This is a genomic window from Methanobacterium sp. (assembly GCA_012838205.1).
GTDB lineage: Archaea > Methanobacteriota > Methanobacteria > Methanobacteriales > Methanobacteriaceae > Methanobacterium.
In genome coordinates this window covers 1-23,710 of record DUPR01000024.1, presented here as the reverse complement: position 1 = coordinate 23,710, position 23,710 = coordinate 1, and the positions used below count along the sequence as shown (strand labels likewise).

The following is a 23,710-nucleotide window of genomic DNA, read 5'->3' as shown; positions in this document are numbered from 1 at the left end:
GTGAAAAAGTTGTATCCGGACAAAAAAGGACAAATAAGTGCTGAATTTTTATTAATTACATTTGTTGTCCTATTTATTTTGGCAGGCATGCTTGCACTGGTTTCTGATGGAATGAGCCAGACACAATCAGCAGATATAGGTAAGGCTAGAGTTGTGGGTGAAAAATATGCTAGTGCTATAAATGCAGTCCATGTTGCAGGAAATGGATATTCTGCTAACTTCACTATTCCGGGAGGCATAACTGTGCCCTCTACAACATTCACTGTAAATGATGCTACTGATTCTGTTGATGTCAAGTTTAAGGGCAAAACAATTAATATTCCAGTAATCCCCTCCGATCTGACTACCTTTACTGTTACCAGCTCATCTACTGACAAAGTAGTTACTATCTCAAACAAAAATGGTAAAATATCATTCAAATTAAATAATTAGTGAAACATTAAAATACTGGAACATTAAAAAGGTATTGCTATGGATATTGATCTAGGTGAAGGTTGGGAGAAAAAGGCACTGATTGTTGTGGCGGTTGTGGTTTTTATACTGGTAGCTTATGCATATAATCCATTTCAACCCAAACCAAACATAACCAGTGCGAATGAATCTTACAAACCACCATCACCTGCACGGGTGAACCCCCCTTCTATTGATTCTAACGAATCTAACAATTCTGCTGAAACAAGCCAAAATAATACTTTTTTAATATCTTCGGATAAGGCTAAACAGATAGCTTTAGCTGAATATTCGGGGTATTCTGCGTCAGAACCAATGCATGGAACCATAGTGCTAAATCAGACCACAGTTGTTGTCTGGATCGTTCCATTAACAAAAAGTTCCCAACCTTCAAAAACAGTCTATGTTGATGTCAACACCGGGAAAATTGTAAAACTAACCTGATATGGCTCTATTTATAAATTAATTCAATAACAAAAATTTCGAAAAATTTGACAATTCACAGATAAAGCTTGACTATCCAGAGATGAAACCATGGAAACACTATTTGTAATTGTAATGATTATATTATTTTTTCTTCTCATGGCCTTTGTTTTTTCCACCGCACTTTTAACACCTTTCATCGGTAAAAAAAATCTATTATTCGTGATCGGTTTGGGTTTTGTGGTGGGTCTGATTGGTGGAGCCTTTTTCATTGCACCAGTATATGATGATCTTCCGGACATGGCCCGCGCTGTTTACATGTCATCCAGTGACCAGCAGGAAGTCATTACATTAAATATTTCTACAGATAGTGATGTTAACCGAGCTATTGCAGATGTTAAAGAAATTCCAGGAGTTTTAAGTGTTGAAAGTGGTAAGATAACTGTTAAAACAACCCATATTAGTAGTGACTGGAAAAGTAGTTTGGAATCACGTATGACCACTGCAGTTAACAACATCACTTCAGGCAAGATCGTTTCCAATGAAACGATTATGGTTGAATTAGAACCCGGTAGTGACCCCACCGCCGTGATCAAAAAACTCAAAAACTGGATGAACTTGGTAAGTGGTATTGACATCAGATTCAGCATAGTCGAAGTTAAGGTAGTGGTAGATGCATCAAAGGTAGATGATGTTGTCAGACAATTACCTCAAGGTGAAGTAGTAGTAAATGGGATCAGTGGTCCGGTGGAAAAAGAAATCAAAACCCTTAAAAAAACCCTCCCTCCAAACAACAATGTTATTATATTCTGCGGATTTTTTGGCGCGATTGTTGGTATATTGGGAATGTTCATTGACACCATTCTCCAAGGATTAAAAGCAATTATTGGTCGTTTGCTTAAAAAAGGGAGTTAACTAATTTTTTTTAGAATTTTTAATAAAAATTTTAATAATAATTACTGAATTAAAGATGAATTACCGATTTAATTAAATAGGATGTTGGATATGAAGGCAGCTATACTTTTTTCTGGAGGTAAAGATAGCATAATGGCCACATATAAAGCTATTATGGGTGGATGGCAAGTGGAATACCTTCTCAGTGTTTTTTCAACCAATCTTCACTCTTACATGTTTCATGTTCCAAATATCCACCTTACTCCGCTTCTTTCCAATGCATTGGAAATAAATTTGATGCAAACTGAAACCCTGGGTAAAAAGGAAGAAGAATTAAAAGACCTTCAAAATGCTCTTTTAAAACTTAAAGATAAGGGTGTTGGGGCCATATTCACTGGAGCAATTGCCTCCAATTATCAAAAATCACGTATAGATCACATCTGCCAGGAAATAGGAATAGAATCTCATTCCCCACTCTGGCACATTGACCCAGAAGAATATATGAAAGAGGTGATCAAGCTAGGATTTGAAGTTATGATTACCAGTGTATCTGCAGATGGACTGGATGAATCATGGTTAGGGAGAATAATCGATGAAGAACTATTGGAAGAGTTAAAAGATCTCCATGAAAAATATGGTTTCCACTTGGCATTCGAAGGTGGTGAAGCTGAAACATTGGTTCTCAACGGTCCAATATTCAAAAAGAAACTCAATATATTGAAATATAGGAAGGTTTGGAATAGGGATAATGGGTATATAGTCATTGAAGATGCAGTGTTGGAAGATAAAGATTAATTTTTAGGGGAATTTTATACTAGTTAATGTTTTTTCCCAGATCAATTAAAACTCACTTTTCGATCCTTAAAATGAATATTAATTAATTTTCATGGTGGGCATAACCAGTCAATAAGTTCATCTGGATTTTCTGTATGAATTATAACTTCTATTTCTCCCAGGGGAGATAAATCATCTTCAACTAAGTTAATTTTACCTGCAAAAGCAGCTTGTTTGCTTATTTTAAATTCAATTTTATTAGAATCCTGATTTAACACCTTTAAGAGTATTTTGCGTGCAGCGTCTCTAATTCGTTGTTTTTCAAGGAATTCTTTAAAAAAAATCAATGAGGAATAACTTCCAGTCACAGTAACTTGGTTTTCAGTTATTAACAAGTCATCATAGTCAAATATGTTGGAAAGGGCCTCAATCACTTTGTTCAGATTTTCAGTAGGATGCACCATTGCCCTTGCTTCTACTTTACAATTCATTTTCAATTATCCTCTGAACAGTTTTTTTAAATTTGTTTAAACTACCTTCATTAACTACCATAAAATCTGAATTTACTATAACTTCTCCTATTCCAAATTTCAGTTCTCGTTGATCTCTTTCCATGGATTCTTTGGAATCAGCCGAATCATCAGATCTCATCCTTTTTTTCAGCCGGAAAAAACGGGTTTCTGGTTTAGAATGCACAGCTATTACTTTAAAATCTTTAAAATTCTTCTTAAATATATTTACTTCCCATGGGCTGCGAATACCTTCAACTAGGAATAATTGGGGTTTGTTCACTCTGGATTTAGAATTAGATGATGAATTTTCCTTGGTCAAGTTCTTTATTATATCTACGCAACGACTGGCAACCACGTGTTTACCATATTCTTTCCGTAATTGCACTGCCACTATTCCGGGATCTTCATTTCTTTGCTGGGCTTCTTCCCTTATCACATCGCCCATCTTTACTACTTTCATCCCCAACTTCTCTGCAACTCTAGAAACCACGCTTTTACCAGATCCTGGCATTCCTGTTACTCCAATTACTTTCATGTTCATTCATCCTGTTTAAAATGATGGGATATTGAGTTTAGCGATTTAGAAATATTTTCAGAATTGTCAAATTTATTCACAATTCTTGTTAACTGTTTTTTGGAATATTTTTTTAGTTTGGCCACTTCCTGAATCATTAAGGGTATGGCTCTAACCACGTTATCTACTATGGTTATGGATGATGTTTGAGCTGTTCTGGATAAAGGATTCAGATCAATGGTTATGACCTTTTTCCCTAATGATACCAGTGCTTGTGCCCTGTCACCATCTTCTAATGGCACTAATACTACATCTGCTTGGTGCACACCATCAGGATGTGCACGGGATCGGGGTCCTTCCAGTCCAGGAATAGGGAGGTAATCATCATTTTTTCTCCCTAAAACTTTTGTTGCGCCCGATTTTTTTAACAGTTCCTCCATTTTCTCAACCCTTTGCGGGGTACGATAGAATAAATTGATTTCGATGGGTGCTGGAATTAAACGGGATAATTCAACAAGATGTTCTGCGCTAAGAACAGCAGTATTACCATTAACTGATATCACTGGATTTTCAGCCAGTAACATTGCAGAAACTCCACATCGAATGGCTTCAATTGCGGAAGGGCTGGTTTTTTCACCTAAAATATAGTCAAAGGCTTCACCTCTTCCATGGGCGATTAGGGCAGTGTCTGCAAGGATTCCTTCTTGGTAAGCCTTTGCCATTTTTTCCCGCAATAGAAGGGATTTGTAACGAGGATGTTTAGATGATATTTTAAGCATCTTTAGCTTCCTTTGATTTGAAAATAATTTAATTTGTCATATTTTTCTAGAAGAGAATTAAAAAATATTTATACAAACATAAAATTCACTAAAAAAGATTAAATATTAAATCTTGTTCACTGTTTCTATAATGCTAATGGGTTTGTTACCACTGTTACTCAAAACTTTGTTTTCTGTTTTTAGTTTTACTAAGTTTCCACTGGATGCCCCGTAACTGTTGTCCACTATATAAATATCTGGCTTAACATTGGACCGGATGTCATATTCTACCTTCACATAGGCCATTTTTTCTCCAGTTTCAACAACAACTCCATATGTGAAGTCACGGTGGTACCGAATCCTAAAGATAAGGTAAACCACTGCAACGGCAATCATTGAAAATATTAGAATAGTAAGAGATGGGAAAAAACTCCATGAAAATGTAATTACCAAGGTAGGGTTAGTGCCTACTAACACCAGCACAATGCCCACTGCAATATACATTAGGAAAAAATCCCGATATGCAGGGAATTCAGGGCCATACATGACTTTAACTCTGTTAAATAGGGTATAAAGAATAAACCCTACTAATAAAATAGATATAATAGCGTATAAAACCATGGGTATGAAACTCAGCAAGGTTAACACTGATAAAATGAGAAACCCAGCGGATAATATTTGCAGACGAAAGATGGTATCTTCCTTTTCCTTGGATGTGAATGGGGCAGAGATAAGGAGAACATCTGAATCTCCTTTATCTGTTGCTGGAGTTTCTTTTGATTTAATTTTTCCGTAGTCATTACTGGTTCTTTTAGACGCTTTTTCATGAAATCCAAAATTATCTTTTACCTGGGAAACATTCTCTTTTAAGTTTTCACTAACAATTTTTTCTTTCACACGATCTTGGTTGATATTTTGAAGTTTCTGAGGAATTTTTGGTATTGCCAGAATTATGGATCCCAGAAGTGAGAAAAATCCCAACATGGCATTGCCTAGTTTGCTGAATATCCCCATAATTATCACTTTAATTTTTTTTTATTATTGTTTAGAACTTGCAATTTGTCAGATAAAATAAAAATAAATATTTAATTAAATTATCTGTTTACATTATGATTAATTACCCCGTTTAATGGCTGATGGTAATTGGAGAATGATCACCAGTAGTTGGCCAAGTTACAGTAACAGTATGCCATCCTTTGGAGAAGGTAGGATTGTTTATAGTAACATTATAATTTATATTTGCGGTTATATTTTTGGAAGATTCTCCATTTAAAGGCGTATTTAGAGGTACATTCATTTGAAGATTTCCTCCGTTTACTGTTAAAGTTTGAGTTATGGGCATATAAACACTGATGGTCCTTTTTGCACCTGGGCCGTTAGCATAAACCAAGTTAACTGCATTAGCTATGCTGTTCACTGCGTTGTCAACATCTGCTGATTTAGAAATATCCATAGTGTCATTAACTGATTTACCTACTAATGGTATGGAAACAGAAGCCAATATTATCAAAATTACTACTACAGTTAATAAATATTCTGCAGATACTTGTCCTTTATTTTCCATATTAATCACTACTATTTTATGATTTATGACTGCGCATTTATATAAATATTGGCACAACATTAGTTGCTCATTAACAATCTAATCAGCTATTTTTAATGTGATTTTACATTATGGGCAGATTTAGAATTGTTAAATTATCCAAGAAATGACCATTTGCAGAATAACTAACATATCTCCAATAAAAAGGGATATTAACAGTCCAATGAAGATCGAAGGTGCGAAGGGAACTCCTCGTTTGACTTTGAATTTATTAGAAATCTTCCCTTCACTATGCAGTTTTTTAAGGAGTTCAATATCATCCGGTGTTAATCCTGCGGCTAAATTTGTAATTAACTTCTTTCCCATAGGCGTGGTCAGCATGCTAATGTCTTTAGTTTTAATTCCCTTTGTTATTTTATCCACAAAACTTTCATCATCCACATACACCTTATCATCGCGTTGGTAAAGATTATAGGCTGGTATCATTCCTTCTGAAAGTTCTTCCAGCGGATATTCATCTTGTAAGGCTTGTTTATTTATTGATGATAAAAACTTCCTTATGATTCTGATAAAGGTCATGGTGATATACAACAGAATGATACTGTAGATAGTAATTTCTAAATTATAAAATAAGGAGGCAACAACTACTAATGATACTAAAACTGCTTTCACTTGGTTCGGCAGCTTGGATATTACCAGTGTTAGCAAAATCATCAATATCAAAGAAATTATCACGATTTGCAGGCGGAGTTCTTGAGTTACAAACATGGTTATTGTTATTGATGATGTCATTACCAGTGTCAGGACAAAATTTTTTTTATAATCTTCGGTGATTGGTGAAAATAACTCGCCAATCAAATGTTTTTTAATCCTCAAAACCACGTAAAATACATAAATCAAGATAAATGGGAAAACAGATAAAATACTGTTAATAATTAAGGTTAAAGGGAAAGGATAGATTCCTTCAACAGGGAAGTGCACTCCGAATATATCGTAAGATATCAAAACAGGGGAAACTGGTAGAAGTGCTGCCAGGGCTGTGAAAAGTTTGACATCACCTCCAGCCCAAGCTCCCATCTTCCAGAAAACATATCCTAAGGCAAATACAACTCCTGTAATCACTATACATATTACAATAAACCAGATTTCACCCATCATAAAAGAATAAATCCCGTTAAGTATTATTCCCAAGGCAATAAGAGGGAACGTTAGTTTGTTAGGTATTATGCCACGTTTAAGATCAGAATAACTGGCGTAAAGACAAGCTACTATGGCGATGAAAGTGGTTATTAAAGGGATTTCAACCATCATTTAATTCCTCTATATTTTATCATTCAGATTTCCTCAATCGTTATGCATTGACTTTTGTTTATGATTCAGGAGTGTTGCTTCCAGAAATGATACAAAGATGGGATGGGCCTTGTTGGGTCGTGATTTAAATTCAGGGTGGAATTGGCAACCCAAAAACCAGGGATGATCCTTCAACTCAACCATTTCAACCAAAAAGTCGTCATGTGAAGTTCCAGAAATTATTAGTCCTTTTTCTTGTAAGATTTCCCGGTAGTCGTTGTTTAATTCATAACGATGCCGGTGGCGTTCGCTAACTTCTTTTTCACCATAGGCATCCTTAGCCATAGTTCCTTCTTTAAGTTGGCAGGGATAGGAACCCAACCTCATGGTTCCTCCAATATTTTTAATCTTTTTTTGTTCTTCCATTAGATCAATGACTGGATAAGGAGTTTCAGGGTTAAATTCTGTGCTGTGTGCATCATCAAGCCCATTAAGCCGGGCAAATTCAATCACCATGCATTGCATTCCTAAACATATTCCAAATAACGGTACCTGATGTTGTAATGAGTAACGGACTGCTTCAAGTTTTCCAGATATGCCTCGCTCCCCGAAACCTCCAGGAATAAGAATAGAATCTAGATGACTAATTTTTTCTTCATTGATTTTATTTTCGGCTTGTATCCATTCAATATTCACTTTAATTCCCACATGAGCGGCAGCATGTTTTAGAGATTCTCTGATGCTCATATAAGCATCTTCCAGTTCAACGTATTTGCCGATAATACCAACATTCACCTGATATTCATCCTGTTGAAGGGCATTAACCACTTTTTTCCATTCTTCCAAGTCTTGTTTACCGGTTTCGAGTTTAATTCTGTTTATTACATACTCTCCCACATGTTCTTGGTTCAAGATTAGGGGTACTTCATAAATTGAGTGCACATCAGGTGTGTTAATAACAGCTTCCCTTTCCACGTCACAGAAATGAGATATTTTATTTTTCAGAGGCTGATCCATAGGTAACTCCGAGCGACAAATAATCATATCGGGTATTATCCCAGTGCTTCTGAGTTCTTTAGTGCTGTGCTGAGTAGGTTTTGTCTTAAACTCACCTGCAGCTTTAAGATAGGGCACATATGTTACGTGTACAACCATAACATTGTCATGGCCTTCTTCGTTTCTAAGTTGTCTTAGTGCTTCAAGGAAGGGTTGGCTTTCAATATCCCCTACAGTTCCACCCACTTCCACCAGAACAACTTCGGCATGGCTTTCGTTGGCTATTTTTCTAATCATATCCTTTATTTTATTGGTGATATGGGGAATGATTTGTACACAGGAGCCCAAGTAATCTCCTTTACGTTCATGATCAATAACAGAAGAATATACTTTGCCAGTGGTGATATTAGATTTACCGGAGAGATTCACATCTAAAAAACGTTCATAGTGCCCTAAATCTAGATCAGTTTCCATACCATCTTCAGTCACGAAAACTTCTCCATGTTGGTAGGGGTTTAAAGTTCCAGAATCCCAGTTAAGGTATGGGTCGATCTTGATTGCTGTAACATCCACACCATATGATCTTAGAATTCTGCCAATTGAAGCTGAAGTTATCCCTTTTCCAATTGAACTTACCACACCACCAGTAACCACAATATATTTAGACAGACTAATCATCTCCTTTAAAGATTCCATTGATTATTGTTAAGGTTGATTATTATTTTTTTTAGCAACAGAATTTTATTCCCAGTTGAAATGCTCTTATTTAAAAGAGGAATAATTTCAAATAGAACTTCCTAAATAGGAACATCTATTTATTGTTGAATCTCATTAAAAAAGTTACCTAAATAAAAAGAGGAATTGAAAATGAACTCATAAAAATGGTCAAGGTGAGTAAAGCTTCAGTACTTTATTATGGGCTGCGTATTCCCAATCATCTTCAAGACCAGGCAACTTTTTCAAACCATACTTTCTTTCCAAAGCTTTCAAAATCAGGAAATCTGCTAATTGAGGGTTTTTAGGTAATAATGGGCCGTGAAGGTAGGTTCCAATACAATTGCGGTACACCATCCCCTCCTGTTTATCTTTACCATTGTTGCCATATCCCACCAACACCTTACCCAGTGGTTGATGTTCGTGATAGGTGCGCCCTCCATGGTTTTCAAAGCCCACAAATGTTTCAGGGTTTAACCCTAAACTGTTTTCGATTATAATGTTCCCAATAAGTCGTCCTTCTTCACTACGCGTGTAGTAATCGAATATTCCAAGTCCCGGAACATCGGAACCTTCTGCATCAATATATTTTTCTCCTAATAACTGATAACCACCACATATGGCCAGAACTGGGGTTCCTTCTTCAATTAATTCCCCTATTTGGTTGCTGTATTTACGAAGATGGGTGTAAACAATGTTTTGCCCACGATCCGAACCTCCTCCTATGAAAAAAAGGTCACCATCAATCAATGGGGCTTCGTGTTTCATGCTGAACCCAACCACTTCGACTTGGATGCCCCGCCACTTGCATCTTTGAGTGAGGCAAGTTACATTGCCAATATCTCCATAAAGATTTAAAAGATCTGGATACATGTGATAAATTTTTAGTTCCATAGTTTTTCCCTGAGTATTTGATTCTATTAATGTTTGTGAAAAATGTTGATACTTGGGGAGTTAATTAATTTTCAATTACATTTTTCTAAGTGTATTATGGAATTTTTAGATTCTTTAAGTATTCTCGAAAATGTGACATTTTCTTACCAGACCCTTCTAAACGTGCCAGAACAAGTTCTCGGGCCTGAAAAACTGCAGTATATGTTGGTAATAGGTAAATGATTTCTACTTCTTCTTCCAATACTTTTCCTATTGCTTGATCCATGTCATTATCTAATTCTATTAGTCCAACAGGCACCCCGGCATATTTAAGTCGTAATGCGATATCTTCAGCTCTTCGGCCTGCGCAAAAGATTTTATTAAGATTTTTAACATTACTAATTTTTTCTAATTCAGCATCCCATATCCATGACACATCCGTACCATCGGCTGGATTATCATTCAGTACAAATAGCATGGATTTATCTCGCTCATCAAGGGATATGCTGCTTATAGTTTCGGTGAGTCCGATGGGATTTTTGACCAGAGCTATTTTAACAACTTTGTCTGGGAATTGGAAATTTTCCATCCGTCCCAGATGATATTCAAATTCCCCCACTAAATGAGCAACTTTCTTCATGGGCAACCCGATTTCATGGGATGTTGATAATGCCGCGCAACAGTTATAAGCATTGAAAATACCTTCGTATGGAAAGGCAATGTCATGAGAGTTATGATCTTTTGTTTTAAACTTAAAATGGTAAACATAGTCACGATAATCTATTTGCGTAATAGTATAATCATAATCAGGGTTTTTAAAACCACAATCTGGGCATTTGTAGCTACCTAACTGGCCATAATTATAATAATCATATTCAAGGTAACTGCTGCATGAAGGGCAGAGTCTTGATTCAACTATTGCTTGTTCATCAGTGCTGTACTGGTTATGTGCAACACCATAATATATATTCTTTTTATTCAACTTTTTAAAGTCAGAAACTAGGGGATCATCAGCGTTCAGAATTAAGGTAGTTTTCAAAGGTTTAAGTGCTTCAAAAATATCCTGAAATGCTTTTTCGATCTCTCCATAGCGGTCCAATTGGTCTCGGAAGAAATTAGTTACCAGTACATAGTCTGGTTTAATATCGCGAGTCACCCTTCTAAACGAACCTTCATCAACTTCAAAGATTCCCCAATCATATTCTTTTTTTCGGTCATGTAAAAAAGCACTTACCAATCCCTGTGGCATATTTGCGCCCCGTAAATTAGAAAGAACTGAGGAAAACTCCCTTCGAAAAATGAAATTAAGCAAGTTGTTGGTGGTTGTTTTACCATTGGTCCCGGTGATTATGATCTTTTTATGGCAGCGTTGATTTACTAGTTTCAAAATTTCAGGATAAATTGCCATTGCCACTTTACCCGGCAGGGCACTGGCGCTACTTCTGAAGATTTTCCTGAGGATAAAACTGGTAACTGTACCGGTAGCAACTGCAAGAGAATATCTGAATTTTGAAGAATCTATATTGAATCCCACCTTAATGGATTGATATCAAATTTATAGGGCACTAAATAGTTAATGATTGATTCACTGTATTTTTTTACTAGAATATTTAATAAAAAATTTTAAAAACTGGTAACCGTCCATTAATTCTTTGGAACTATTTTTAAAACTTTTTTCAACTGCTACTTCATCATAGCTTTCAGTATCATCAGATTCACATCCAGGCGAATACACTGCATATGGAACAGGATCGGAAGTGTGTGTCCTAATATCAATTGGGGTTGGATGATCTGGTAATATGGCTATAGCAAAGTCACCTAATGAAGGAAGTTCTTCTAAGAGTTTACCAAGTATACGCAGATCTATACGTTCAATCGCCATTATCTTTTCCTGGATATCACCAGCATGACCTGCTTCATCTGGAGCTTCCACATGGATAAATACCAAGTCATGATTTTCAAGAGCTTCCAAGGCGAAAGTTACCTTGCCACAGTAATCAGTATCATAATATCCTGTTGCACCAGGAACATGGACATTGGTCAGCCCTAAATATGTTCCAATTCCTTTAATAAGATCCACACCAGTAATGGTTGCACCGCGAAGGCCGTAATTATCTTTAAATACAGGCATCTGGGGTTTGGTGCCCTGCCCCCATAACCAAATCATATTAGCTGGTTTTTTACCTTCATCTATCCTTTTTTTATTTACAGGATGTTTGGTTAGGATATCAGATGATTTTTGCATTAACTCATTGAGTTTAATTGAGAAAGGATGATCTTCTGGTTTTAAGAGATGTTCAAAAATGGGTTCTCCAACTACATCATGGGGAGGTGTTGAATTAAGGCTAGCTGCATCTTTATTGTTTAATACAAATAAATGCCGATAACTAGTTCCCAAATAAAATTTACCGAAACGATAAAAAGATTTATTTAAAGCTTCTATGAGTTGTGATGCTTCGGCAGTGCTAATATGTCCAGCATTAAAGTCAGCAAGCATGCCTTCATCTACAGTTATGAAGTTGCAACGAAATCCCACATCATTGTCTGATAATTCAGCCCCAATACTGGCAGCTTCCAATGGTCCGCGACCAGTGTAATACTTCTTCGGGTTGTAACCCATTATAGAAAGATTTGCCACATCTGAACCAGGTTCCATTCCCTCGGGAACAGTTTTCAATAATCCTGATGAACCATTTTTAGCTATAAAATCCATGTTAGGTGTTTGCGCACTCTGAAGGGGTGTTTTACCATCCAGTTCTTTGAGGGGAAGGTCAGTCATTCCATCTCCAATAACCACTACGTATTTCATTCATTATCTCCTAGTACTACCGAATTTTTAAAATTAGTATATAATGGAAAATGTTTAAGTTAATTATTTTTCTTGTTTCGCATTTTCCAGATGCTTACGATATCGCTTAAAATTGCTGAAGCAGTTTCCACAGAGCCTGCACCTTTCCCAACTACAGTTATATCATCTGCTAAGTCAGTTTTAAATGTGGCCACATTAAGTGTGCCTTCTACTGCAAAGGGAGAACCTTGACGAACCAAACGTGGTGATACTTCCAGATTATCAGAAGAAGCTTCTCCGATTAGCTTTATAAGTAACCCTTCTTTTTTGGCTAGAGATATTGATTCAGAGGTTATTTTTGAGATTCCTTCTACTTTAACATCTTTAAGTGTTACTGGCATGTTAAGCACTGAATTTGCCAGTATCACAATTTTACAAGCAGCATCAATACCCTCCACATCTTGGTAAGGGTCTGTTTCTGCAATTCCCATCTCTTGAGCTTCTTTCAGGGTTTGTTCATATGATGAGCCTTCATTAGCCATTCTGGATAAAATATAATTTGTTGTTCCGTTAAGTATGCCATATACGGATTCTATGCTGCACCCTGCTAGGGTTTCATGGGCTAAATTTAGAATAGGCATGGCTCCACCAACAGATGCTTCAAATTTGAATTCTACATTGTTTTTTCTGGCACAATCTGCCAGATCTTGGAATGATAATGCGAGAGGGCCTTTATTGGAGGTTACTACATCTTTACCATCTTCCATGGCTTTTAATATATGTTTATGTGCTGGTTGGCCATCATTGATATCGGTGGGGGTGACTTCTACTAAGCAGTCATATTCTATCTCATCTAAGACTTGAAGACTATCCATATTAGGATAACCATAATCAGGGTATAGTGCGATTTTACCAGTGTCATTTTTTGTCTGGAGAAGTAATTCTTCATCCAGGCCAGATTCACAAATAGCGGCTCCTGAACGATCACAGACTGCCACAATCTGGGGTTTGAGTTCATATTTATTTTTTAAATGATCTTTTTTCATGGATATAACGCGAGCTATGCCTTGCCCCACTGCTCCGAAGCCTAAAATAACAATTTTCATTAAATTCACCTGTTCATATTAGTTAATCTTTTCAGACTTCATTTATTACCAGAAAACCTTTTTCTGCACCGAGTTTTTTGATATTTTCCAGAACTTCCTTCTTCTGGCCAAAATCTGCTTCGATGACCATCATGGTAGCCGAGTTTTTAGGATCATCAGACATTTTAAGATCAAGATCAGCAACTTTAACACTATTCAATTTGTTTAATTTTGATACTGTGTCTTGGAGATCTTTTTCTACTATGTCACCCACCAGAATTGTGGTGATTTGTTCTTTGCGAAGCACACCATCAACTTGTAATATGTTAATGTCTTTAGATAAAAGAGCATCCATAACTTTATCTAAAATTTCTTTATCCCCTTCAATAGTTATATGGACTGGGACAGTACCTCTTTCGGTTTTAACATCTCTCTGGTGTATTACTGCAACAATATTAGCTCCTAATCTGCCCATTGGTTCAAAAACTTCCAAAAGTTGTCCTGGAACGTCTGGCACATCCAGCACTAAATTGAATCTCATTTAACCCACTTTCCTTTCTCAACTATGAGATTACCATCCTCATCAACATTGGTGTTTTCCATGATCTTTTCTGGGTTTTTGTCCTCAGCACGATCTTCTCGTGTTAAATTAACGTTGTCAACCATGTAATGGGTTTCTTCCAAGTCAGGTATGTTTTCCAGGACTTTGGAAAATTTTTGAAGTATTTCCTCCGCCTCTTTTTCAATTTTCAACTTATTTCACTCCTGCACAAGTATTATCAAATAATTTTTTAATCTTTTTTGGGATTTTTTATTCTTTTTATCATAATTTAAATGCAGTTTATATATCAATTGTTTATACTTAGCTTTTTATGAATTTAAATGTCTATAAAGTTAAAGGAATTTTTCAATCCCTGCATGTAAATTTCATCTTTTAGAATCTTCTTTGTTAATATTTTATGAATCCCTGATCCATACTGCGCAGCCTTTTTAGGCCTTTTTACAATTTCCTGAGGAACTCCTAAGTCTTTAGCCACTTCTCTCAAAATACATTTACGCAGACGGTCGTTTGATCCATGAATCTTGTATTTTAGAGGCGTATTAAGGGTTATATTCACAAAATTAAGATCTAGGTAAGGGACTCTTAATTCCACACTGTGGGCCATGGATACTTTTTCATCCCTTTCTAGATTCACATGGTAAAGATTTTTTACATCATTTTCTAGGTTTTTTTGAGCATCTATCTTGTTTTGTGTGTTAAAATTTAGGTATCTATGATAACCTGCCAAAAGTTCATCAGCACCCTGGCCAGATAACAGCACTTGAATGCCATTTTCACGGGCCATCTCCGCTGCCAGATATGCAGTCATACCCACCCCCAATTTCATCAAGTTCCACTCTTCTATAGCATTTAATACAAGGGGTGTGTAATTTCTGACAAGTTCTTCATCAACTATTCTGGTGTGGATGCTATGGCCCATATGTTCAGCTACTTTCATTGCAAAGTTAAGATCAGGTGAACCTTCACTACCCACAGTGTACAGTTCAGTTTCAACCCCCAGATCATTGCATAACACTACAAGTAGAGTACTGTCCACCCCGCCTGAGAAAGGAATTCCAACCCTTCTAAGAGAATTAACTCTCTTTTCAACAGATTTTATAAGGCTTTCTTTTATAAGGTTTTTTAAATCAGCTTTATTTTCAGAAAATCTCCCTTTAGAGAAGCTTTTATCCATAAATAACTGATTTTTCAGAGGCACTAATTCTTGGTTATGAAGCATGTGGTTTGGTGGTAGGCTATGAGTTTCATCAATTCCCACTTTCCATAAAGCCTTTCTTTCAGATGCAAATCCAAAATAATCATTGTTTGAACCATAATAAATAGGTTTAACACCTAAGGGGTCACGGACAACTACTAAATTTTTTTCATCATACACTGCAAAGGCATAATCACCATCGAGACGTTTTATGATAGGGGGTATGCAATTTAGCAAGTGACCATCATAGTAGTACATGATCAATGCCAATACAATCTCTGAATTACTATCTGTTTTAAAATCGTAATCAAATGTTTGTACAAGTTCATCACGTAATTTTTTATAGTTATATATTTCGCAGTCACATGCCAAGAAAATATTTCCTTCATTTAACAGTTGGACGGTATCAGAACCAGGAATAGATAAGAAGTTGTGCCCTAAACCCACTTTTCCTTCAGGGATTTCCAGATCATCTATTTTTCCATAAGACATGATGCCATCAACATAAACCCCAGACATATCCGGACCCCTATGTTTTAGGCTTAGTAACATTTCATGTAATTTTGCACTAATCTTTTCCCCAAAAATACCAGTAATGGCGCACATTTTAAAAAAATCCTTTTTCTTTAAATAATTTGACGTAATAATTGAAAAATTAATCTAAATATAGTATTTAAATAAATTAGAATGAAACATTATTAGTCCAAATTCTTTTAACTATTGTTCTACCTTTTTAATATTAAAAAACCATTATAAATAAAGCACTTCTTTTATTACTTGTCTTCTAATATTATGTCCAAATCATTCAACTGACTCCTTATTTCATCAGAAAGCTCCCAGTCTTTCTTTTTTCTTAATTTATTTCGGATATCAACAATGAGATCTACCAGTTCTTCTGTCAGATTCGTGTTTTTAGATGTTGAAGTGAAATTAAATCCTAAAATATTGGAAAAATCATTAAATAAAATCTGAATTTCCTGAAGAGTTTTCTGAGAAATTGTTCCCTGCTGCATATTTCGATTGATAACTCTTATAAAATCAAAAAGCAGTGAAAGTGCCAAAGGAGTGTTGAAATCATTATCCATAGCTTCCAGGAACTTTACTCTAGTTTCTTCTATTAATCTGTTGAATTGTTCTTGATTTTCTCCAGTTTCATGGACATAACTATGGGGTGATGATTCATCTGGCGAAAATTCCCTTAAATTGGGTTTTTCTGTATTAAGGAGTTTATCAATGGTTTCATAGAATTTATATATTCTTTTCAAACTATTTTGGGATTGTTCCAGAATTTCGTGGCTGAAGTCAATAGGGCTGCGGTAATGCGTAGATAATACAAAGAACCGGAAAACTTCAGGAGGATATTTTTTAATGAGTTCCTTGATGGTGATGAAGTTTCCTAGGGATTTTGACATTTTCTCACCCTTCACATTCAAAAAACCGGTGTGCATCCAGTAGCGTACCATTGGTTTTTTTCCTGATGCTGATTCCATCTGTGCTATTTCTGCTTCGTGATGGGGGAAAATCAAATCCAAACCACCTCCGTGTATGTCGTATTGTGGTCCGAAATACTCTTCAGTGATTGCAGTATCTTCAATATGCCATCCTGGACGTCCAGCACCCCATGGGGAATTCCAAACAAGTTCTTTATCCTTTTTTTTCCACAGAGCAAAATCTTCTGGATTTCTCTTGTTAGAGTCCGGGCTTATTCTGTGCACATTTAAATCTTCGATTTTACGGTTGGATAACTTCCCAAAATCAGGATATTTTGAAATGTCAAAGTAAACTCCGTTATCAGTTTCATAGGCGAATCCAGCCTCTAATAAAGTTTCAATTTGGGCTTTGATTTCTTCAATGTGTTCGGTTGCCCTAGCATATAAATTGACATTTTCCACTCCCAAGCTCTCCATATCCTTAAGATATTCTGCTTCAAATTCTCTGGCAAGATCCAGGGGGTCTTTACCTGTGGAAATTGCTCGATTAATTATTTTATCATCTATATCGGTGATATTTTGCAAGTAAAAAACACTAAAACCACGATATTTAAGGTAACGTGCTATAACATCAAAGGAGATATATGTCCGGGCATGTCCAATATGTGAATAATCGTACACTGTTGGTCCGCAGACAAAAAGTTTAATCCTATTTCCATTTAATGGTTTGAAATTTTCTTTGCTACGGGTGAGTGTGTTATAAATTTTTATCATTAGATCACGAATACTAATTTAAACCATTCGTTACAATTTAATTAGAGATTGTATTCATCTTTTACCATAAGTAATTGTAGTATTAATATCTAAAACTACTTTTTTGTTAGATAAAAGCCGAGATCGGGATTTGAACCCGAGTATCATGGTCTGCAGCCACGCACCTAGCCGCTCGGTCATCTCGGCAAAAAAGAACCTTACGATTTATTATGATATAACAATATTTGAGCTTAACGTTTTCTTATTTACTAATTGGTATAATTCTAATTTTATTTACATAAATCATTTATTTCCAATTCCCATTCATTTTACATTAATGGCTTTTTAAATCTTCACTACTCGTTCTGTTATATTCAAATAACAGAAATGTTTTATTTTTCATATTTTTAAATTTTTGTAATTTCCCATTTGTTTATCTGTTTTTTTTATCATTAAACATGATTAAAAGGAATTAATCAGATTAATCAACTTTTTCGCCTGCGTCAGGGCCTGGTTTGACTGAATATACATCAGTTACCTTAACTACAATTGCTGCTTTGGGGTTCAATTTGGTCATCACATTCTGGGCCCATTCTACTACTTCTTCAAAGATTTTACCAGATTCGAATATTTCTGCGGTTCCTTTAAATTGGTAGGGATTTTTCTGAGCATTTTTAGTAACAATGGATACGTTGGGGTTTTCTTCAATGTTCTCACGGGTTTTTTTCATATAATTATCAGCAATCAATATGCTGGTATTGTCTATAGGCCTTGCAAAACCTATGGGCACGACATTCGGAATGCCTTCGTTGCTGGTTGTTGCCAGAAAAACTAAATCCTTTTCTATTGCATCCATCATCTCATCAGTCATGGTCATATTACTCACCAAAATTCCTAAACATTGCAGTTCTGATTTATAATAATAATTTGTTTTTCGAGTGCATATTTTTATTCATGGCTAGAGAAATCAATTATGTGATCTTTAAAAAAAAATAAGAAAATTGGATATTAATCCAATAAAAAAATCAATATAAATAGTTAATTGTTAAAAATAGGTTTTTTATACTTAAATAATCCATTTTAAGGTTTTAGCTTTGGAATTTTTTGAGTTAACATTTTCTTTTAGAGTTACCTATTTTCTTTTAGTCTTCGTATGGCTTCATCAAACAATATTATTGATTTTTCAAGTACCAATTGAACGGAATAATTGCATAAGTGGCGAAGATTTATGATATTTTTGGCTTTACCATTTGTTTCTACCAGCACCAGCGGATAACTGCGACACACTTGTGGTCTTGAATTATATATGCTGCACCGGTTGGTTTCAGGGTCAATGAATTTGCAGGGCTGAATATCTTTAAGCTCATAATGTTCAGGATATAGTTTGTTGCGAATAATCTCTTTTTCCAAGTCTGGGTTAAAATTCAGTAGAATGTTTAACTCATCCCGATGTATGAAAATGGATTCTGATTCCCTGCAGCATCTTCCACATATGTTACACCATTCTTGATGTTCTCTGGCAAGTTCATAGTTTGAAGGACCACCTATTGCATCTAAACCAAGAATGTCTGCTAATTTTATTATTTCCTTAAGGTCCTGCTTATTAACCCCTAATTTTTTATATTTTTTCACAGATCTTTTCTTTTTCAACCTCTGAAAAACAGCCTTCTCCAGAAGTTCAACTTCTTCCAGAGAATTTTCACCTTCTTCTGACTCCAAAGCCCTCTGCCGGAGCTCATTAAACAGTTTATTATCAATAAGAAGATCTCTTAACATAATTACACACACGCAATGAATTATACACAGATTTACTCAATTCATCTGCATCTCTATGAAAATTATTCATTTAAGTAATTTAAGGCTTGAAATAACATTATCAAATTCTTCATCAGCACCTATATTATCCAGGGCTTCTAACACCAGAGATAACTGGGCATGAGTCTCAGGATAACGTGGAACTGCAGAACAATTACTTTCTGGAATAATTGAAATATCATAGGTTCCTATCTTTTTGGCAATTTTTTCAATTTCCACCTTATCCAAACCAATCAATGGGCTCAAAATGGGAATTGAAGTGGAATAATGTGTGGCTAAAATGTTGGGCAGTGTCTGTGATGCTACTTGCCCTAAACTACTGCCATCAACAATTGCGAAGGCTTTCTCATTTTTTGCTAACTTTTCGGCTACTTGGTACATTCCACTTTTACATAGGACACAAGTCATCCGATCTGGTGCTGCATCTATACATTTATTCAGGAAATCTCCAAAATTCATTTGATAAAGTTTTAATTTGGTGCCTGCTGAATATTCTTTAAGCTTTTGGTATATTTTCAGGATTTTCTCATTAGATCCAGATGTGTACGGATAAGTGTCAAAATTAAGAAGCGTGACACTGCAACCCCTTTTCATCATTAAGAAAGTGGCTACAGGGGAATCAATACCACTGGAAATCAAAGATATAACTCTGCCTTGTGTTCCAACAGGCAATCCTCCCAGTCCCTGAATTATCTGGTGAAATATGTAGGTTTCATCTCCCCTTACTTCTACGAATAATTCAAAATCAGGGTTAGAAAGGTCCACCTTAGACCCGGTTATGCCATACACAACTGAACCACAATATGCTGCCATTTCCTGGCTAGTGAAATCATGTTCACCTACCCTTCTACATCTAATGGCAAATGAATCATCTGAAGAAAAAACACCATTTTCAACCAGTTTTCCAATGTAGGATTGGATTAATTTTTTTATCAAATCACAATCAGTCCCAGTCACTACTGCAGGACTAAATGATACTATGCCCAGAATTTTCTGGAGAGATTTAAGTGTTTTGCTCATGCTACGGGGATAAATGAAAATTCTACCCTGATTTAATTTCACTTGATCATCGATAACTGTTTTTATATTATCAATTAGTTTACGCTCAAATTTACCACGTATTTTAGGGCTTTTAATCCCAATTTCTCCGTACCGAACTATTATCAGTTCACTTTGCATATTATGTTACTCCAACAAAATAAGAAAAATTTGATTTAAAAAATTTAAATTAGGGCATAAAAAAACAAAAAAAAATTGAAAGAATTATTTCCTTGCTTTGGCCACTTTCCTAGCTATAACCAGTTCTCCAATGGCAATCAAACCTACGAAGAATTTTTCCAATCCTCCGGTAGCCCAGATTGCTTCACCGAATGTGGCATCTTTTATTCGCTTCTCATAGTCTTGGGCAGTGACTCGTTTACCAGTGCGTCTTTGGGTTACAATTGCTGATGCTTCCATCAGTTCATCCCAACTTACTCCTTTAAGTTCGTCTTCCATGGCCTTGAAGATCTTGGTAACATTAATTTCATACAAGCTGGAAAGTGTCTTAACAATATCTGTTGTACGTACCACACCAACCACTACTTCATCATCATCCAATACCGGTATGCTGAGAACTCGGTGTTGGGATGCCTCCAACACAGCTAATCTGGCAGGATCATTATGATGCACATGCACAATATCATCCTTAGCATGCATCAACTCTTTGGCCTTTTTTTTACCTTCTCTGAATCCTCTGGCTAAATCCAGGGAAGTAATCCATCCAACGAGTTTTTTATCACCATCAACCACTGGTGTGGTGAATTTACGTTTTTCCTCCATTAGAATGGAAATTTCTGCCAAGTCCTGGTCAGGCGATACAACTATAAAATTCTTGTCCATGATTTCCTTCACTAACAATTACATCATCTCCAGTTTTAGAGCTCCTACCGGGCACTTTCTAGAACAAACTTCGCATAAAATACATTTTTCCTGGTCTAAAACCACTTTATCCCCCTCCAGCTTAATGGCATCCACTGGGCAGTTTTCCTCACAGACTTGGCACTGTACACAAGTGTCCTGATCCACCAAAAGTTCCTTTGTTTTTATCACAGGCCCTAATTCTCTAATTAATTCAATCGAACCTTCAGGGCAAACATTAACGCAAGCTCCACATCCAATGCAAGCTTCCTTATCAATCTGGGCTATCTCTCCTTCTGGAACAGTTATTGCTCCGGTAGGGCAGAATTTAACGCAAGTTGCGCATGAAACACATTTTTCAGGGTTAACATTGATTTCCTGCATTTGCAATTTGCGATGAGGCACCTTGATATCTTTAAGATGATATTTCACTTCATCATCGTTCACATGGGCGGTGCTTTCAATGACATGAATACAGTTAACTGGGCATGTTTGGGCACATATTTCACATTTAACACAATTATCCAGTATTCTGGCGGGTTTAGTAGATTTAGAATCTTCAATGGCATCTACAGGACATTCTTCTACGCATAAGTTGCAACGTACACATTCTGGTGCTATGGTGATAATTTTATCATCCATAACACAATCTTCAATTTTCCCACTAAATTTTTCATGACTTTCTTCTAAGTCACTGGATTTAAGAGCAACCTCCCCTTCAAAAACATCTTTCTTCTTTTTGAATGTCACATCCATGTTAACACCATTAATTTTTTGCCCAGATCTTCTTATTTTGTTGGCTTTTTTGTTTATATTATTATTTGCTCAACCATCTTTTACATATATTTATCTTACTAAATAACAGTTAATCATCAAAATCTTTTTATTTTATCTAATCTTATCAACTGCTGATTTGGAAGGAAGGCCAGTGGTAGCACCTAATTCCTGCACACAACATGATGCAACGAAGTTCCCAATCATTGCTGATTCTTTGATATTTTTTCCTTCAAGAATTCCGTAAATAAATCCAGAGTTGAAAGCATCCCCAGCTCCAGTTGTATCATGGCAATTTACTTCATAGGCATCAAGTAAGTGAGTTTTAGACCCGTCTGTCACTAAACAACCTTTTTTTCCCTGTTTCATGACTAATATCTTAATTCCATAGTTTAGGATCGTGCTGATCTTCGTATCCAAGTCTTTTAGGGTTGTTAATAAAACATCCAACTCCATTTGATTTATAAGTAGGATGTCGGTTCTGTTAAGAATTTTTTCCAGGGATGCAAGGCCTTTATTTACATATATCATTCCAGGATCCAAGCTAACTATCACATGGTCTGGAATATTTTCCAGTAATGATTCTTGTGCTTTAATAGATTTTCCTACGAATGATGTGAGATGTAATAGTTTGGTATTTAGGGCATATTCCCAGTTTATTTCACGGGTATTGATTTCGTCGTTGACCCCTGGATCAACATATAATGCTCTCTGACCTTTTCGGTCAACATAGCCGTGAACAGTTCCACTCCTACCCTTTCCACTTTTTATTATCCCCTCAGTATTCACATTTTCCTTATTAAGATTGTTGAGAAGGGTTTCTCCTTCTTTATCACTACCAATTTTACCTATCAATCCTGTTTCCAGTCCTAATCTGGACAGGCCTATGATGGTATTGGCAGCAGATCCCCCGCAACTTTCTATTAAGTTTTCAATATATCCTTCTTCATCTTTACAGGCAATCTGGTTTACTTGGAATAATCTGTCCAGGTTCAAGGCTCCAAAACCAATAACATCCAAGGTCATGGAAACAACTCTTTTAGATGGATTTTATAATCTCCTAACTTTCCACCATAATTTCCTGCAGAAATACCTAGAACATTTTCATTTTCCAACATTACTTCAATCCCTACCTTCATTGCTTTTTTAAGACTTTCCATATCAAGTCCATTGATTACGATTTCAGGGATATACTCAACACCTTTGGGAACTCTGGATTCTTTGCCAAGTAAATTCTGAAGTGTGGGACAGTAGGGGTGGTTGGTTGTGGGGCCAATCCAGGGATAGTTGGTTTCAGGTTTGGAAGCTGCAGAACAAATATCGAAGGGAGTAATAACTCCTTCAACAGATTCAATAGCTTTCAATGCCGCTCTTCCACATTCCAGCACAGATTTTTTGTTATTGCAATAGTACCAGAAGTTTGCTCCCATAATTCCTTTCATGTAACCAAGTTCTCTTTCAATGAGGAAGTCAGGTATGGCAATTGGTACTACAATCATATGTCTCCCATATAATTCTTCTTCCCATTCATACCCATCTCCACAGTGGCCCACATGTTTTAATGTGTTAATGTAACCGGTAGGATTGATTGATGCATCAAAAATAGATGTGAATGGTTTCACCAATATATCTTGCCTGATGCGGTAGGAAAGTTCCTTTTCGAATTTT

26 protein-coding genes and 1 tRNA gene are annotated in these 23,710 nt (G+C 36.0%); 4 read left to right on the top strand and 23 right to left on the bottom strand.

Annotated elements, in window-relative coordinates; genetic code table 11:
• From GXZ72_03440 to GXZ72_03425, 4 genes are all read left to right on the top strand, one after another.
• A complete protein-coding gene (locus GXZ72_03440; protein ID HHT18594.1) occupies window positions 1-432 on the top strand; it encodes a hypothetical protein in 432 nt (143 codons plus the stop codon).
• Window positions 433-471: 39 nt separating this feature from the next.
• A complete protein-coding gene (locus GXZ72_03435; protein ID HHT18593.1) occupies window positions 472-894 on the top strand; it encodes a PepSY domain-containing protein in 423 nt (140 codons plus the stop codon).
• Between the two features lie 90 nt (window positions 895-984).
• A complete protein-coding gene (locus GXZ72_03430) occupies window positions 985-1,788 on the top strand; it encodes a hypothetical protein (protein HHT18592.1) in 804 nt (267 codons plus the stop codon).
• A 90-nt stretch (window positions 1,789-1,878) separates the two neighbouring features.
• Window positions 1,879-2,562, top strand: a complete 684-nt coding sequence (locus GXZ72_03425; protein HHT18591.1) for a TIGR00289 family protein — start codon at window positions 1,879-1,881, stop codon at window positions 2,560-2,562.
• Window positions 2,563-2,651: 89 nt separating this feature from the next.
• On the opposite strand, the gene GXZ72_03420 is transcribed toward GXZ72_03425, so the two are convergent.
• The 23 genes from GXZ72_03420 to GXZ72_03310 all read right to left on the bottom strand — a co-directional run.
• The gene (locus tag GXZ72_03420) at window positions 2,652-3,032 is read right to left on the bottom strand and encodes a hypothetical protein (protein HHT18590.1); all 381 of its coding nucleotides are present in this window, start codon (window positions 3,030-3,032) and stop codon (window positions 2,652-2,654) included.
• Window positions 3,022-3,588, bottom strand: a complete 567-nt coding sequence (locus tag GXZ72_03415) for an AAA family ATPase (GenBank protein ID HHT18589.1) — start codon at window positions 3,586-3,588, stop codon at window positions 3,022-3,024. The genes GXZ72_03420 and GXZ72_03415 overlap by 11 nt, the downstream gene beginning before the upstream one ends.
• A gap of 2 nt (window positions 3,589-3,590) precedes the next feature.
• On the bottom strand, window positions 3,591-4,346 hold the full coding sequence (locus GXZ72_03410) for a phosphopantothenate/pantothenate synthetase (GenBank protein HHT18588.1): 756 nt from the start codon (window positions 4,344-4,346) through the stop codon (window positions 3,591-3,593).
• Between the two features lie 105 nt (window positions 4,347-4,451).
• Complete coding sequence (locus GXZ72_03405; GenBank protein HHT18587.1) at window positions 4,452-5,333, bottom strand: DUF2101 family protein; 882 nt, start codon at window positions 5,331-5,333, stop codon at window positions 4,452-4,454.
• Between the two features lie 118 nt (window positions 5,334-5,451).
• Entirely contained in the window at window positions 5,452-5,889 is a 438-nt protein-coding gene (locus GXZ72_03400) for a hypothetical protein (GenBank protein HHT18586.1), read from the bottom strand.
• A 129-nt stretch (window positions 5,890-6,018) separates the two neighbouring features.
• Window positions 6,019-7,179, bottom strand: coding sequence for a hypothetical protein (locus tag GXZ72_03395; GenBank protein ID HHT18585.1), 1,161 nt, complete (start codon window positions 7,177-7,179; stop codon window positions 6,019-6,021).
• Window positions 7,180-7,212: 33 nt separating this feature from the next.
• Complete coding sequence (gene pyrG, locus GXZ72_03390) at window positions 7,213-8,823, bottom strand: CTP synthase (glutamine hydrolyzing) (protein HHT18584.1); 1,611 nt, start codon at window positions 8,821-8,823, stop codon at window positions 7,213-7,215.
• 216 nt (window positions 8,824-9,039) lie between these two features.
• Entirely contained in the window at window positions 9,040-9,762 is a 723-nt protein-coding gene (locus GXZ72_03385) for a glutamine amidotransferase (protein ID HHT18583.1), read from the bottom strand.
• Between the two features lie 94 nt (window positions 9,763-9,856).
• Window positions 9,857-11,263 (bottom strand): DUF1727 domain-containing protein, encoded by a 1,407-nt coding sequence (locus GXZ72_03380; GenBank protein HHT18582.1) that lies wholly within the window; start codon window positions 11,261-11,263, stop codon window positions 9,857-9,859.
• Between the two features lie 63 nt (window positions 11,264-11,326).
• Window positions 11,327-12,550, bottom strand: a complete 1,224-nt coding sequence (locus tag GXZ72_03375; GenBank protein HHT18581.1) for a cofactor-independent phosphoglycerate mutase — start codon at window positions 12,548-12,550, stop codon at window positions 11,327-11,329.
• Window positions 12,551-12,609: 59 nt separating this feature from the next.
• Complete coding sequence (locus GXZ72_03370) at window positions 12,610-13,644, bottom strand: homoserine dehydrogenase (protein HHT18580.1); 1,035 nt, start codon at window positions 13,642-13,644, stop codon at window positions 12,610-12,612.
• 22 nt (window positions 13,645-13,666) lie between these two features.
• Window positions 13,667-14,155, bottom strand: a complete 489-nt coding sequence (locus GXZ72_03365; GenBank protein ID HHT18579.1) for an ACT domain-containing protein — start codon at window positions 14,153-14,155, stop codon at window positions 13,667-13,669.
• A complete protein-coding gene (gene gatC / locus GXZ72_03360; GenBank protein HHT18578.1) occupies window positions 14,152-14,367 on the bottom strand; it encodes an Asp-tRNA(Asn) amidotransferase subunit GatC in 216 nt (71 codons plus the stop codon). The genes GXZ72_03365 and gatC overlap by 4 nt, the downstream gene beginning before the upstream one ends.
• Window positions 14,368-14,492: 125 nt before the next feature.
• Window positions 14,493-15,977 carry an asparagine synthetase B gene (locus GXZ72_03355; protein ID HHT18577.1) on the bottom strand — a complete coding sequence of 495 codons (1,485 nt, stop codon included), beginning with the start codon at window positions 15,975-15,977 and terminating at the stop codon, window positions 14,493-14,495.
• 167 nt (window positions 15,978-16,144) lie between these two features.
• Window positions 16,145-17,575: a cysteine--tRNA ligase gene (locus tag GXZ72_03350; GenBank protein HHT18576.1), complete on the bottom strand. Its 1,431-nt coding sequence runs from the start codon at window positions 17,573-17,575 to the stop codon at window positions 16,145-16,147.
• Window positions 17,576-17,690: 115 nt separating this feature from the next.
• A tRNA-Cys gene (locus tag GXZ72_03345) sits at window positions 17,691-17,761 on the bottom strand.
• Between the two features lie 274 nt (window positions 17,762-18,035).
• Entirely contained in the window at window positions 18,036-18,431 is a 396-nt protein-coding gene (locus GXZ72_03340) for a flavin-nucleotide-binding protein (GenBank protein HHT18575.1), read from the bottom strand.
• Window positions 18,432-18,682: 251 nt separating this feature from the next.
• Window positions 18,683-19,330: a YkgJ family cysteine cluster protein gene (locus GXZ72_03335; protein ID HHT18574.1), complete on the bottom strand. Its 648-nt coding sequence runs from the start codon at window positions 19,328-19,330 to the stop codon at window positions 18,683-18,685.
• 66 nt (window positions 19,331-19,396) lie between these two features.
• The gene (thiI, locus tag GXZ72_03330; GenBank protein ID HHT18573.1) at window positions 19,397-20,548 is read right to left on the bottom strand and encodes a tRNA 4-thiouridine(8) synthase ThiI; all 1,152 of its coding nucleotides are present in this window, start codon (window positions 20,546-20,548) and stop codon (window positions 19,397-19,399) included.
• Between the two features lie 84 nt (window positions 20,549-20,632).
• A complete protein-coding gene (locus tag GXZ72_03325; protein HHT18572.1) occupies window positions 20,633-21,268 on the bottom strand; it encodes a CBS domain-containing protein in 636 nt (211 codons plus the stop codon).
• Window positions 21,269-22,024, bottom strand: coding sequence for a 4Fe-4S binding protein (locus tag GXZ72_03320; GenBank protein ID HHT18571.1), 756 nt, complete (start codon window positions 22,022-22,024; stop codon window positions 21,269-21,271). It abuts the gene before it with no gap.
• A gap of 132 nt (window positions 22,025-22,156) precedes the next feature.
• Window positions 22,157-23,068, bottom strand: coding sequence for a carbohydrate kinase family protein (locus tag GXZ72_03315; GenBank protein ID HHT18570.1), 912 nt, complete (start codon window positions 23,066-23,068; stop codon window positions 22,157-22,159).
• On the bottom strand, window positions 23,065-23,710 hold a 646-nt coding region (locus GXZ72_03310; GenBank protein HHT18569.1), incomplete at its 5' end, for a formylmethanofuran--tetrahydromethanopterin formyltransferase. The genes GXZ72_03310 and GXZ72_03315, both read right to left, overlap by 4 nt.